Origin of the sequence: Limimaricola soesokkakensis, assembly GCF_900172345.1 — a bacterium.
GTDB lineage: Bacteria > Pseudomonadota > Alphaproteobacteria > Rhodobacterales > Rhodobacteraceae > Limimaricola > Limimaricola soesokkakensis.
The window spans coordinates 107,815-120,334 of sequence record NZ_FWFY01000010.1; the positions used below are offsets into that span (position 1 = coordinate 107,815).

At 68.1% G+C, this 12,520-nt stretch carries 11 protein-coding genes; 9 read left to right on the forward strand and 2 right to left on the reverse strand.

All coding sequences use genetic code 11. The features are described 5' to 3' along the window. Positions 1-38: 38 nt before the first annotated feature. From LOS8367_RS14865 to LOS8367_RS14900, 7 genes are all read left to right on the forward strand, one after another. On the forward strand, positions 39-1,229 hold the full coding sequence (locus tag LOS8367_RS14865; RefSeq protein WP_085897325.1) for a phosphoglycerate kinase: 1,191 nt from the start codon (positions 39-41) through the stop codon (positions 1,227-1,229). Further along, the gene (locus LOS8367_RS14870) at positions 1,226-2,053 is read left to right on the forward strand and encodes an SDR family NAD(P)-dependent oxidoreductase (RefSeq protein WP_165761486.1); all 828 of its coding nucleotides are present in this window, start codon (positions 1,226-1,228) and stop codon (positions 2,051-2,053) included. The genes LOS8367_RS14865 and LOS8367_RS14870 overlap by 4 nt, the downstream gene beginning before the upstream one ends. A 126-nt stretch (positions 2,054-2,179) precedes the next feature. Further along, positions 2,180-3,109 carry a class I fructose-bisphosphate aldolase gene (locus tag LOS8367_RS14880; RefSeq protein ID WP_085897327.1) on the forward strand — a complete coding sequence of 310 codons (930 nt, stop codon included), beginning with the start codon at positions 2,180-2,182 and terminating at the stop codon, positions 3,107-3,109. Between the two features lie 160 nt (positions 3,110-3,269). Further along, on the forward strand, positions 3,270-3,566 hold the full coding sequence (locus LOS8367_RS14885; RefSeq protein ID WP_085897328.1) for an FtsB family cell division protein: 297 nt from the start codon (positions 3,270-3,272) through the stop codon (positions 3,564-3,566). A 164-nt stretch (positions 3,567-3,730) separates the two neighbouring features. After that, complete coding sequence (pdhA, locus tag LOS8367_RS14890) at positions 3,731-4,777, forward strand: pyruvate dehydrogenase (acetyl-transferring) E1 component subunit alpha (protein WP_085897329.1); 1,047 nt, start codon at positions 3,731-3,733, stop codon at positions 4,775-4,777. A gap of 3 nt (positions 4,778-4,780) precedes the next feature. Beyond that, positions 4,781-6,181 (forward strand): pyruvate dehydrogenase complex E1 component subunit beta, encoded by a 1,401-nt coding sequence (locus tag LOS8367_RS14895; RefSeq protein WP_085897330.1) that lies wholly within the window; start codon positions 4,781-4,783, stop codon positions 6,179-6,181. Between the two features lie 12 nt (positions 6,182-6,193). Next, entirely contained in the window at positions 6,194-7,552 is a 1,359-nt protein-coding gene (locus tag LOS8367_RS14900) for a pyruvate dehydrogenase complex dihydrolipoamide acetyltransferase (protein WP_085897331.1), read from the forward strand. Positions 7,553-7,652: 100 nt separating this feature from the next. Here the strand turns inward: LOS8367_RS14900 and LOS8367_RS14905 are convergent, their stop codons facing one another. Then, the gene (locus LOS8367_RS14905; protein WP_085897388.1) at positions 7,653-8,039 is read right to left on the reverse strand and encodes a carboxymuconolactone decarboxylase family protein; all 387 of its coding nucleotides are present in this window, start codon (positions 8,037-8,039) and stop codon (positions 7,653-7,655) included. Positions 8,040-8,382: 343 nt separating this feature from the next. On the opposite strand from LOS8367_RS14905, the gene LOS8367_RS14910 reads away from it, so the two are divergent. Further along, positions 8,383-10,629 carry a pyrroloquinoline quinone-dependent dehydrogenase gene (locus LOS8367_RS14910; RefSeq protein ID WP_085897332.1) on the forward strand — a complete coding sequence of 749 codons (2,247 nt, stop codon included), beginning with the start codon at positions 8,383-8,385 and terminating at the stop codon, positions 10,627-10,629. 114 nt (positions 10,630-10,743) lie between these two features. Further along, positions 10,744-11,640, forward strand: a complete 897-nt coding sequence (locus LOS8367_RS14915; protein WP_085897333.1) for a DMT family transporter — start codon at positions 10,744-10,746, stop codon at positions 11,638-11,640. A gap of 34 nt (positions 11,641-11,674) precedes the next feature. Here LOS8367_RS14915 and cysE read toward each other — a convergent pair whose 3' ends face one another. Further along, positions 11,675-12,490: a serine O-acetyltransferase gene (cysE, locus tag LOS8367_RS14920; RefSeq protein WP_085897389.1), complete on the reverse strand. Its 816-nt coding sequence runs from the start codon at positions 12,488-12,490 to the stop codon at positions 11,675-11,677. Between the last annotated feature and the right edge of the window lie 30 nt (positions 12,491-12,520).

Here is a 12,520-nt window from a genome sequence, read left to right on the forward strand (position 1 = left end):
GCTACCTATTCGGCAACGCGAAACGGAAAGGACGCCGCATGGGCTGGAAGACGATCGACGAGATGGACCTCGCGGGCAAGCGGGCCCTCGTGAGGGTGGACGTGAACGTGCCGGTCGAAGCGGGCCGCGTCACCGACGCGACCCGGATCGAGCGCATCCTGCCCACCGTGAACGACATCGCGGACAAGGGCGGCCGGGTGATCCTGCTGGCGCATTTCGACCGGCCCAAGGGCCGCGTGGTGCCCGAGATGTCGCTGAAGCAGATCGTGCCGACGCTCGAGGAAAAGCTCGGCCGCAAGGTTGCCTTCGCCGAGGATTGCGTGGGCGACGCGGCGCAGGCGGCGGTCGACGCGCTGGGCGACGGCGAGGTGCTGCTGCTCGAGAACACCCGCTTCCACCCCGGCGAGGAAAAGAACGAGCTGGAATTCGCCGAGAAGCTCGCGCATCTGGGCGATCTCTACGTCAACGACGCCTTCTCGGCGGCGCATCGCGCCCATGCCTCGACCGAGGCGCTGGCGCGGCTGCTGCCCGCCTGCGCCGGCCGGCTGATGGCCGAAGAACTCTCGGCGCTCGACAAGGCGCTGGGCAATCCCGAGCGCCCCGTCGTCGCCGTTGTCGGCGGCGCCAAGGTCTCGACCAAGCTCGACCTGCTGTCGAACCTCGTCGAAAAGGTCGACACGCTGGTAATCGGCGGCGGCATGGCCAACACCTTCCTCGCGGCCCAGGGGCTCGATGTCGGCAAGTCGCTGTGCGAGCACGACCTGACCGGGACCGCGAAGGAGATCGCGCAGAAGGCCGCCGAGAAGGGCTGCACCATCCTGCTGCCGCGCGACGTCGTCGTGGCCCGCGAGTTCAAGGCCGGCGCTGCGAGCGAGGTCGTGAAAGCCGAGGACACGCCCGCCGACGCGATGATCCTCGACGCCGGCCCCGACAGCGTCGCGCATGTCGAGATGGCGCTCGAGAACGCCAAGACTCTGGTCTGGAACGGGCCGCTGGGCGCCTTCGAGATCGCGCCCTTTGATCGCGGCACCGTCGCGGCGGCGAAGAAGGCGGCCGAGCTGACCAAGGCCGGCAAGCTGGTCTCGGTCGCGGGCGGCGGCGACACCGTGGCCGCACTCAACGCCGCGGGTGTCGCGCAGGACTTTTCCTACGTCTCGACGGCAGGCGGCGCCTTCCTCGAATGGATGGAAGGCAAGGTGCTTCCGGGCGTGAAGGCGCTGGGCGCATGAGCGGGAGCACGCAGATGAACCACGCCCGCACCGATCTGGTCCCGCAAAGCCGCGGCTGGACGCTGATCACCGGGGCCTCCTCCGGTCTCGGCGTCGAGTTCGCCCGCATCGCCGCGCGCGGCGGCCGCCGCCTGATCCTCTCGGCCCGCTCCGAGGACAAGCTCGAGACGCTGGCCGCCGAGCTGCGCGAACGCGTCGAGGTTGTGGTGATCCCTGCCGATCTTGCCCGTCCCGGCGCCGCCGAGCGGTTGTGGCGCGAGGCCTCCGAGGGCCGTCGCATCGAGATCCTCGTCAACAATGCGGGCCTCGGCCTCCAGCGCCGCTTCGGCGATGGCGGCACCGAGGAGGTCGAGAACCTCGTTGCGGTCAACGTCTCGGCCGCCACCGTGCTGATGCAGGCCGCCGTCGCGCATATGCGCAAGGAGGGCGCCGGCCACATCATGAACGTGGCCTCGGTCGCGGCCTTCATCCCCGGCCCCGGCATGGCGGTCTACCACGCCACCAAGGCCTACCTGCTGTCGCTCTCGGACGCCGTGTCGAGCGAGCTGTCGGGCGAGGATATCGACGTCACGGTCACCGCGCTCTGCCCCGGCCCGGTCGATACCGGCTTCTTCGAGGCGGCCGGCATGGCGGCGGGCGGCCCCTCGGGCCCGATGCGCCCGGCGCGCGCCCGTGACGTGGCGCAGGCCGGCTGGGAGGCGATGCTGGCGGGGCGCCAGACCGTGGTGCCCGGCGGCATGACCCGGATCGCGGCCTTTGCCGGGCGGGTGCTGCCGCGCGGCCTGACCGCGCGGATCGCGGGTCGGGCCTACGGCCGGTCCTGATCCGGAAACCCCGTGCGATCACGGGGGTTTGGTGGCGCTAACAGTGCCGCCCGGTGGCGCTAACAGGATTGTGAGCCGCCGGGCGGAGCCCTAGGTTTGCCGCAACCGCAAACCGAAAGGCTCCCCATGCAGACCACCGAAACCGTCCGCGACATCCTTCGCAACTACGAGGGCGAGACCCCCGGCGTGAAGGCCAACCTCGCCCGGATGCTGATGGCGGGCAAGCTGGGCGGCACCGGCAAGATGATCATCCTGCCGGTCGATCAGGGCTTCGAGCACGGCCCGGCCCGCAGCTTCGCGCCGAACCCCGAGGGCTACGACCCGCATTACCACTACCAGCTCGCCATCGATGCCGGGCTCAACGCCTATGCCGCGCCGCTGGGCATGATCGAGGCTGGTGCCGATACCTTCGCCGGCCAGATTCCGACCATCCTGAAATGCAACAGCGCCAACTCGCTGATGTCCGGCACCGCCGGCAAGAACCAGGCCGTCACCGCCAGCGTCGACGACGCGCTGCGGCTCGGATGCTCGGCGATCGGCTTCACGATCTATCCGGGCTCGGACTGCGCGCTCGAGATGTTCGAGGAGATCGTCGAGATGCGCAAAGAGGCGGCGGCCAAGGGCGTGGCCACCGTGATCTGGTCCTACCCGCGCGGCGAGGCGCTCGACAAGGATGGCGAGACCGCGATCGACATCGCGGCCTATGCCGCGCAGATCGCGGCGCTGATCGGCGCCCATGTCATCAAGATCAAGCTCTCGACCGATCACCTGTCCCTGCCCGAGGCCAAGAAGGTCTACGAGGCCGAGAACATCGACATCTCGACCCAGACGGCGCGGGTGAAGCATTGCGTGCAGTCGGCCTTCGGCGGCCGCCGCCTGATGGTGTTCTCGGGCGGTGCCAAGAAGGGCGCGGATTCGGTCTATGACGACGCCCGCGCGATCCGCGACGGCGGCGGCAACGGCTCGATCATCGGCCGCAACTCGTTCCAGCGTCCGCGCGCCGAGGCGCTGGAGATGCTCGGCAAGCTGCAGGACATCTATCTGGGCAAGGCCTGAGGGACGGCCTGACCGGACCGACTGCGCCAAAGCGGCAATCCGGTCACGGTCTCCGGCAATAAGGCGCCAAGGCGGCGGAAACGCGATGTTTCCGCCGCCTTTTTCGTGGCATGCTGGTCGCAGCCGCCCGACCCAAGAGGTGGCACACGAGGCACGAGTGATGTTGAAACGCACCCCTTCTCTGGGCCCCGCCCTCTACCTGATCGGCATGCTGCTGATCGGTCTCTACTTTACCTTTGCCGCCGTCCAAGGCGATTACGGCGTGTTCCGCCGGGCCGAGGTCGAGGCCGAGGCCCGGGGCCTGGAGAAGGAACTCGCCAGCCTGCGCGAGGAAGTGGCGCGGATGGAGAATCTGACCCGCCGACTCTCCGACCGCTATCTCGATCTCGACCTGCTCGACGCCCGCGCCCGCGAGGTGCTCGGCATGATCCGCGCCGACGAGATCGTCATCCGCTGACCTTGCGGCAGCTTCACCCGCCTTATTTTGCTGCGCCGCGTCGGTTTTTCGAGCGCGGCGTTCGTCATTTCGCCGATCGCCAGATTGCCCTGTTGCATCCCGCGCAAGTTCTGTAAGTGATAGTTCAAGGCTAAACTATCCGTCACAGCGCGAAGGGAGACGCCATGGCGACCCGGAAGACCTCCGACACAGGCCCCGCCAAGGGTTCCAATCCTGCCCCCAAGGGCTCCAACATCCCCGCAGAAGAGCTGAAGCACTACTACCGCGAAATGCTGCTGATCCGGCGCTTCGAGGAGAAGGCGGGCCAGCTCTACGGCATGGGTCTGATCGGCGGCTTCTGCCACCTCTATATCGGCCAGGAGGCCGTGGTGGTCGGGCTCGAGGCCGCGGCCGAGGAAGGCGACAAGCGCGTCACCTCGTACCGCGATCACGGCCACATGCTGGCCTGCGGCATGGACCCCAAGGGGGTGATGGCCGAGCTCACGGGCCGCGAGGGCGGCTACTCGAAGGGCAAGGGCGGGAGCATGCACATGTTCTCGAAGGAAAAGCACTTCTACGGTGGCCACGGCATCGTCGGCGCGCAGGTGCCGATCGGCGCCGGCCTCGCCTTCGCCGACAAGTACCTCGAGAACGGCCGCGTGACCTTCGCCTATTTCGGTGACGGCGCCGCCAACCAGGGCCAGGTCTACGAGACCTACAACATGGCCCAGCTGTGGGAGCTTCCGGTCGTCTTCGTGATCGAGAACAACCAGTACGCGATGGGCACGAGCGTGCAGCGCTCGACCAAGTCTCCGTCGCTGTGGGAGCGCGGTGCCGCCTACGGCATCAAGGGCGAGGAAGTCGACGGCATGGACGTGCTGGCGGTCAAGGAGGCCGGCGAGCGCGCCGTGGCCCACTGCCGCGAGGGCAAGGGCCCCTACATCCTCGAGATCAAGACCTACCGCTACCGCGGTCACTCGATGTCCGACCCCGCGAAGTACCGCTCGCGCGAGGAAGTGCAGAAGATGCGCGAGGAGCGCGACCCGATCGAGCAGATCCGGCAGGTGTTGCTTGCCGGCCAGCACGCGACCGAGGACGACCTCAAGGCGATCGACAAGGAGATCAAGGAGATCGTCAGCGAGTCCGCCGAGTTCTCCAAGGAAAGCCCCGAGCCCGCGCTCGAGGAGCTTTGGACCGACATCTACGCTGAAGAAGCCCCGCAGGAGGCCTGATCCATGGCGACCGAAATTCTGATGCCCGCCCTCTCCCCGACCATGGAGGAAGGCACGCTCGCCAAGTGGCTCGTGAAGGAGGGTGACACCGTCGCCTCCGGCGACATCCTGGCCGAAATCGAGACCGACAAGGCCACGATGGAGTTCGAGGCCGTCGACGAAGGCACTGTCGGCAAGATCCTGATCTCCGAGGGCACCGAGGGCGTGAAGGTGAACACCCCCATCGCGGTGCTGCTCGAAGAGGGCGAGGACGCCTCCGCCGCCGAGAGCGCCGGCACCAACAAGGGCGAGGACGCCAAGGCGCAGGTCAAGGAAGAGACCAAGGCCAAGGACACCCTGCCCTCCGACACCCCCGCCGCCGCGTCGCCCGCCGCCGCCGCGCCCAAGCCGCCGCGCACCCCGGACTGGCCCGAGGGCACCGAGACCAAGACCACCACGGTCCGCGAAGCGCTGCGCGACGCCATGGCCGAGGAGATGCGCCGCTCCGACAACGTCTTCCTGATGGGCGAGGAAGTGGGCGAGTATCAGGGCGCCTACAAGATCTCGCAGGGTCTCCTGGACGAGTTCGGCCCCAAGCGTGTGGTCGACACGCCGATCACCGAGCACGGCTTCGCCGGCATCGCGGTCGGTGCGGCCTTCGGCGGTCTGCGCCCGATCGTCGAGTTCATGACCTTCAACTTCGCCATGCAGGCGATCGACCACATCATCAACTCGGCGGCCAAGACGCTCTACATGTCGGGCGGCCAGATGGGTGCGCCGATGGTGTTCCGCGGCCCCAACGGCGCTGCCGCCCGCGTCGGTGCCCAGCACTCCCAGGACTACGCCGCCTGGTACATGCAGATCCCCGGCCTCAAAGTCGTGATGCCCTACTCCGCCGCCGACGCGAAGGGCCTGATGAAATCCGCGATCCGTGACCCCAACCCGGTGATCTTCCTCGAGAACGAGATCCTCTACGGTCGCTCCTTCGAGGTGCCGGTGCTGGATGACTTCACCATCCCGCTCGGCAAGGCGCGCATCGCCCGCGAAGGCACCGACGTGACCATCGTCTCCTTCGGCATCGGCATGACCTACGCCCTCGAGGCGGCCGAGAAGCTGGCGGCAGACGGCATCGAGGCCGAGGTGATCGACCTGCGGACCATCCGCCCGATGGACACCGACGCGATCATCGAAAGCGTGAAGAAGACCAACCGCTGCGTCACCGTCGAAGAGGGTTGGCCGCAGGGTTCGGTCGGCGGCTACATCTCCTCGGTGCTGATGCAGGAGGCGTTCGACCATCTCGACGCGCCGGTCATCAACTGCACCGGCAAGGACGTGCCGATGCCCTATGCCGCCAACCTCGAGAAGCACGCGCTGGTGACGACCGACGAGGTCGTCGAGGCGGTGCGCAAAGTGACCTACAAGTAAGGGGCGCGAGACATGCCAACGGAAATCCTGATGCCCGCGCTGTCGCCGACCATGGAGGAAGGCACGCTCGCGAAATGGCTGGTCAAGGAGGGGGACACCGTCTCCTCCGGCGACCTTCTGGCCGAGATCGAGACTGACAAGGCGACGATGGAGTTCGAGGCCGTCGACGAAGGCGTCGTCGGCAAGATCCTGATCGCCGAGGGCACCGAGGGGGTGAAGGTCAACACCCCCATCGCCGTGCTGCTCGAGGATGGCGAGAGCGCGGACGACATCGACGCCTCGACCGCGCCCAAGAAGGGCGACGCCGACAGCCACGCCGAGCCCGCCACCCCCAAGGCCGAGACCTCGCCCGCCAAGGGCTATGGCGACGATGCCGGTGCCGCGCAGCAGGCCAAGGGTGGCGACGCCGCCCCGGCCTCCTCGGGCGCCTCCGGTGATCGCGTCTTCGCCTCGCCGCTGGCGCGGCGGATCGCGGCCGACAAGGGCCTCGACCTGAGCCAGATCACCGGCTCGGGCCCGAATGGCCGCATCGTCAAGGCCGATGTCGAAAGCGCCAAGCCGGGCCAGAAGCCCGCCGAGGCCGAGAAGGCGCCCGCCGCTCAGGCCGACAAGGCCCCGGTGGCCGCTCCCGCCGCCCCGGGCGCGCAAGCCGAGCAGATCCGCAAGATGTACGCGGATCGCGAGTTCGAGGAGGTCAAGCTCGACGGCATGCGCCGCACCATCGCGGCGCGTCTCACCGAGGCCAAGCAGACCATCCCGCATTTCTACCTGCGCCGTGACATCAAGCTCGACGCGCTGCTGAAATTCCGCAGCCAGCTGAACAAGCAGCTCGAAGGGCGCGGCGTGAAGCTCTCGGTCAACGACTTCATCATCAAGGCCTCGGCCCTGGCGCTGCAGGCCGTGCCGGACGCCAACGCCGTCTGGGCCGGCGACCGGGTGCTGAAGCTCAAGCCGTCGGACGTCGCCGTCGCCGTGGCGATCGAGGGTGGCCTGTTCACCCCGGTTCTGCGCGACGCCGAGAGCCGCTCGCTGTCGTCGCTCTCGGCGCAGATGAAGGACCTCGCCAAGCGGGCCCGCGACAAGAAGCTCGCGCCGCATGAATACCAGGGCGGCAGCTTCGCGATCTCCAACCTCGGCATGTTCGGCATCGACAATTTCGACGCCGTGATCAACCCGCCGCACGGCGCGATCCTCGCGGTCGGCGCCGGCGTGAAGAAGCCGGTCGTCAACGACGCGGGCGAGATCGAGGTCGCGACGGTGATGTCTGTGACGCTCTCGGTCGATCACCGGGTGATCGACGGCGCGCTGGGGGCGGAACTGCTCAAGCAGATTGCCGAGGCGCTGGAAAACCCGATGATGATGCTGGCCTGACAGGTCGCGTCACGCCGTTCGAAGGGGCCGCACCAGCAAGGTGCGGCCCCTTTGCCTTTCCCGTCCGTGTCGCAGCAGTCGGCCAGTTCGATCGGTCGCATCAGTTGGTCGGCGGCATCCTCTCGTCATGCTCGGCCTTGTATGCCTCGAAGTCGTAATCCATCCCGTTGAGCATCGTGCTCCACATGCGGACATTGGCGGCGGTCGCCACCGCCTCCCGGACCTCGGCCTCCGACGCGCCCGCGCTCATCGCATTCTTCTTGTGGGCATAGACGCAGTAATCGCAGGGGATCTGCGCGGCGACCGCGAGCGCGACAAGCTCGCGGGTCTTGGCGTCAAGCTCCGCCTCTTCGCCTCCAAGGGCTCCGTAGAGCGCCATCGCCTCGTCGAAGGCGTGCTCGGGATAGATGCTGCGGAAGAATTCCGGCGGTCCCTGGTCGCCCTGCGCATCGGGCATCGCCTCTTGGGCCTCCTGTGCGCCGGCCATCCCTCCGGCACACGCGACCGCGATAGCCATCATCATGCGTTTCATGGCATTTCCTCCCATGAGCTTCTGAAAATGTGGGATCAGGGCCAGTCGCCAAGATGTTTTCGGCGAAGGCCGAAAATTTCCGCGAGTCTGTTCACGATTATACCACGTATTGGTGCGCGATGCACTTGGCGCCGTTGCCGCGCCGCGTCGTTCTCCTGCGATGAACCCGCGCGTTGCCTCATCCCGCGCGACCTTCCCCCTGTGCGGGCGATACGCCGTCGTTCCCTCGTTCCCTTGGCGCAGGCAGGAACCCGCCGCCCGACCTCGCGTTTCCCTCAGGTAAAAGTGAGGGAACCGAATGACCTATCGTGACAAGCAGCCGGGCATCGGCCTGACCCTGATCGCCGCCATCGTCGCCGGCGTGGCGCTGGCAATCGCCTATTTCCGCCCCGAGAGCGGCGTCGCCGGAAGCGTCGGTGCGGGGCTGGCGCTGTTCGGGGCGCTGGCGGTCGCTGTGGCCTCGGCGCTGGTCCTGTTCAAATGGATGCCCTACTGGCTGAACCTCACGCTGAAATGGCTCACGCTTCTGGGCGCGGCGCTGACGGCGCTGGCCGCCTATTTCCTGATGCAGGACATCGCGATGTGGTCGATGATCCTCGCCACCATCGGTGCCATCTGGAACCTCGTCTCCCGCAAGGGCCACGACCGCCGTGCCGCCGCACTGGTGCTACTGGCCATGCCCCTCGCCCATGCGCCGGAGGCGCGCGCGCAGGACTGGCCCGGCTTCCACGGCGACCTGCAGGCCCGCAAGTACAGCCCGCTGACCGAGATCACCGCCGCCAACGTGCACCTGCTGGAGCCGGTCTGGGAGGTCGAGACCGGCGACGTCTCGGACGGCTCGGGCGAGCTGCCGCAGACGGTCTGGTCCGCCACACCGATCTACGCCAACGAGACGCTCTATGTCGGCACCCCCTTCTACCGCATCCTCGCCCTCGACCCCGCCACCGGCGAGGAGCGCTGGTCCTATGACAGCCAGTCCCGGCTCGAAGCTCTCACCCAGCCCGCACTGAAGAACCGCGGCGTCACCTATTGGGAGGAGCCGGGTGCCAGCGGCATCTGCGCCAAGCGCGTCTATATCGGCACGATGGACGCCAAGCTGCACGCGGTCGACGCCGATACCGGTGCGCCCTGCGAGGATTTCGCCGAGGCCGGCGTGCTCGACGTGAACCAGTGGAACGACACCAATGACCGCTGGCCGCTGTCGCTGTTGCAGCCGCCCGTGGCCCATGAGGGTCGCCTGTTCATCGGCTGGGCCGGCAAGGACTGGGAAAGCGCGCAGGCCCCTCCGGGCACCGTCTTCGCGGTGGACGCGAAGACCGGCGAACTCGACTGGACCGTGAACTTCATCCCCAAGGAGCTGTGGGACCGCACCGGCACCGCCAATGTCTGGACCCACATGACCGTCGATCCCGAGCGCGACATCATCTACATGCCGGTCTCCTCGCCCTCGCCCAACTATTACGGCGGCAACCGCACCGAAGAGCTTCCCCTCGCCACCTCGGTAACGGCGGTGGACACCAATTCGGGCGAGATCATCTGGTCGCGCCAGCTCGTGTATCACGACATCTGGGATTACGACACCGGCGCCGCCCCCACACTCGTCGACATCGAGCGGGACGGCGAAACCATCCCGGCGCTGATCCAGACCTCGAAGCAGGGCATGCTCTACGTGCTGAACCGCGAGACCGGCGAGCCGGTCTTCGGCATGGAGGAGCGGCCCGTCCCCGCCTCGGATCTGCCGGGCGAAGAGGCGGCGCCGACGCAGCCCTTCTACGACGTGCCCAAGCCCACCAATACCTACGACACATGGCCCGGCATCTGGTGGCTCGCCGATCTGGCAAGCTTCGGCTATTGCTCGCGCACCCTCGAAGAGCTGCGCTACGAGGGGCTGTTCACGCCGCCCACCGCCGAAGGTAAGGGCACGCTGATGTATCCGGGCACGGCGGGCGGCATGCAGTGGGGCGGCGGCGCGCTCGATCCCGAGACCAACACCTTCTACGTGAACACCCAGAAGGTGGCGCAGATCCTGCGGATGATCCCGCGCGAGGAATACGAGGAGATCGCGGGCGAGAGCGGCGCCGAGCAGGGCTTCTACCCTCAGGAGGGCGTGCCCTACGGCTTCGAGCTGACCAACTTCCTGACGCCTCTGGGCCTGCCCTGCTGGAAACCGCCCTTCGGCACGATCCTCGCCTATGACCTCGACACCGGCGAACAGCTCTGGGAACGGCCCTTCGGCCAGACCCAGCAATGGGGCTTCTACGCGCCCGAGGATTGGGGCAGCCCGACGCTGGGCGGCCCGGCGGTGACGGCGGGTGGCGTGATCTTCATCGGCGCCTCGATGGACGCGCATGTCCGCGCGCTCTCGGCGGCGACCGGCGAGGAGCTGTGGAAATGGCGGGTCGAGGCGCCCGCGGTCGCCATCCCGGCGGTCTTTGAGCATGAGGGGCGGCAATATGTGAGCTTCGTCGCCGGCGGTAACCCGATCCTCAAGCCGCAGGTCGGCGACCAGCTGATCACCTTCGCGCTGCCGATGCTGGAGGAATGACCCCATGGCCGTCGCGAAGCGCGTGCCGGGCGGATCTAGCCGCCCGCTAATAGCCGAACGCGTCCGACCAGCCCGACGCGATGCCAACCCCGTCCTGCCGGGAGAGCCGCGCGCTTGACCGATGAGACCACCCGCCGCGTCGCCAGCCTGCTCGTGGTCGCCTCTGGCGTGCTCTGGGGCTTTTACTGGCTGCCGGTCCGAAGGCTCGAGGAGATCGGCCTGTCGGGCGCTTGGGGCACCTTCGCGATCACCCTGGCCGCGACGGCGCTGCTCTCGCCCGCCGCGCTGGCGCGCCGGCGGCTGCGCCATGCCGACCCCTGGGCCCTGGCCTCGGTGGCGCTCGGCGGCGCGGCCTTCATGCTCTACTCGGTGGGCTTCATCTATGGCCGGGTCGCGATCATCATCCTGCTGTTCTTCCTCACCCCGGTCTGGAGCACGCTGATCGGCCGCCTGCTCGGCTGGCACACGCCGAGGCTGCGGCTCGTGGCGATCGCGGCGGGGCTTGCGGGGCTGGCGGTGATGCTTGGCGCGGATGGCGAATGGCCGCTGCCGCGCGGCGCCGGCGAATGGCTGGCGCTGGCGTCGGGGCTCATGTGGTCGGTCTCGACCACCGGCATCCGGCTGCGCCCGGCGCTGGCGCCGCCCGAAGCCGCCTTCGTCTTCGCCGCGGGGGCGAGCGCGGGCGCGTTGGCGATCGCGCCGCTGTTCGGGCCGCTTCCCGGCCCCGGGGTCGAGATCGCCCCGGCCCTGCTGTGGTCGGGCGCCACCGGCGGGCTGTGGTGGGGGGTCTTCATGGCCGGGCTGATGTGGGCCACTACCCGGCTGGAACCGGCGCGCACCGGCATTTTGTTGATGTCAGAGGTGCTGGTCGGCGCGCTCTCCGCTGCATGGCTCGCGGCCGAGCATCTGGGGCCGCTGGAACTCGCGGGCGGGGCCTTGGTGCTTTGCGCCGGGGTGCTGGAGGTCTGGCCGGTGCGCCGCCCGACGGCGCCCTTGCCATCCGAGGGCTGACACCGTGGGCGGCCCAAAAGACCGCCCAAATCGCTCAGACCTGTTCGTCGCCCTTGAATGTCTGATCCATCGACACCGACGGCTGGGCGCAGCCCGCCTCGCCGACGATCCGCGCGGGCACGCCCGCCACGGTCTTGCAGGCCGGGATGTCGATCAGCACCACCGACCCGGCCGCGATCCGCGAGCAGTCGCCGATCCGGATGTTGCCCAGCACCTTCGCGCCCGCGCCGATCAGCACGCCGTTGCCGATCTTGGGGTGGCGGTCCTGCTCTTCCTTGCCGGTGCCGCCAAGCGTCACCGAATGCAGCATCGACACGTTGTCGCCGACCACCGCCGTCTCGCCGATCACCACCGAATGGGCGTGATCGATCATCACGCCGCGCCCGATCCGGGCTGCAGGGTGGATGTCGACGCCGAACGTCTCCGAGACGCGCATCTGCACGAAATAGGCGAGGTCGAGCCGCCCCTCCTGCCAGAGCCAATGGCCGAGGCGGTAGGCCTGGATCGCCTGGTAGCCCTTGAAGTACAAAAGCGGCTGCAGGAAGCGGTGGCAGGCCGGGTCGCGCTCGTATGTGGCGACCAGATCGGCGCGGGCCGAGACCACCAGCTCGGGCTCGGCGCCATAGGCGCCATCGATGATCTCGCGCAGGATCTGCGCCGGCATCTCATCCGAGGCGAGCTTGAGCGACAGCCGGTAGGCCAGCGCGCAGGCAAAGCTCTGGTGATGCAGCACGCTCGAATGAATGAGCCCGCCCATCAGCGGCTCGGCCGCGATCGCCTCCTCGGCCTCGCTGCGAATGCGGCTCCAGACCGGATCGATCTCGGCCAGCTGCGCCTGTGGTTTTGCCATCGCCATGGCCTCCTGATGCCGCGTCCTGTC

Excerpts from the sequence above, each read along its gene's own strand:
- LOS8367_RS14865 (WP_085897325.1), top strand. The coding sequence starts at position 39 with ATGGGCTGGAAGACGATCGACGAGATGGACCTCGCGGGCAAGCGGGCC.
- LOS8367_RS14870 (WP_165761486.1), top strand. The coding sequence starts at position 1,226 with ATGAGCGGGAGCACGCAGATGAACCACGCCCGCACCGATCTGGTCCCG.
- LOS8367_RS14880 (WP_085897327.1), top strand. The coding sequence starts at position 2,180 with ATGCAGACCACCGAAACCGTCCGCGACATCCTTCGCAACTACGAGGGC.
- LOS8367_RS14885 (WP_085897328.1), top strand. The coding sequence starts at position 3,270 with ATGTTGAAACGCACCCCTTCTCTGGGCCCCGCCCTCTACCTGATCGGC.
- pdhA (WP_085897329.1), top strand. The coding sequence starts at position 3,731 with ATGGCGACCCGGAAGACCTCCGACACAGGCCCCGCCAAGGGTTCCAAT.
- LOS8367_RS14895 (WP_085897330.1), top strand. The coding sequence starts at position 4,781 with ATGGCGACCGAAATTCTGATGCCCGCCCTCTCCCCGACCATGGAGGAA.
- LOS8367_RS14900 (WP_085897331.1), top strand. The coding sequence starts at position 6,194 with ATGCCAACGGAAATCCTGATGCCCGCGCTGTCGCCGACCATGGAGGAA.
- LOS8367_RS14905 (WP_085897388.1), bottom strand. The coding sequence starts at position 8,039 with ATGGCCGGCGCACAGGAGGCCCAAGAGGCGATGCCCGATGCGCAGGGC.
- LOS8367_RS14910 (WP_085897332.1), top strand. The coding sequence starts at position 8,383 with ATGACCTATCGTGACAAGCAGCCGGGCATCGGCCTGACCCTGATCGCC.
- cysE (WP_085897389.1), bottom strand. The coding sequence starts at position 12,490 with ATGGCAAAACCACAGGCGCAGCTGGCCGAGATCGATCCGGTCTGGAGC.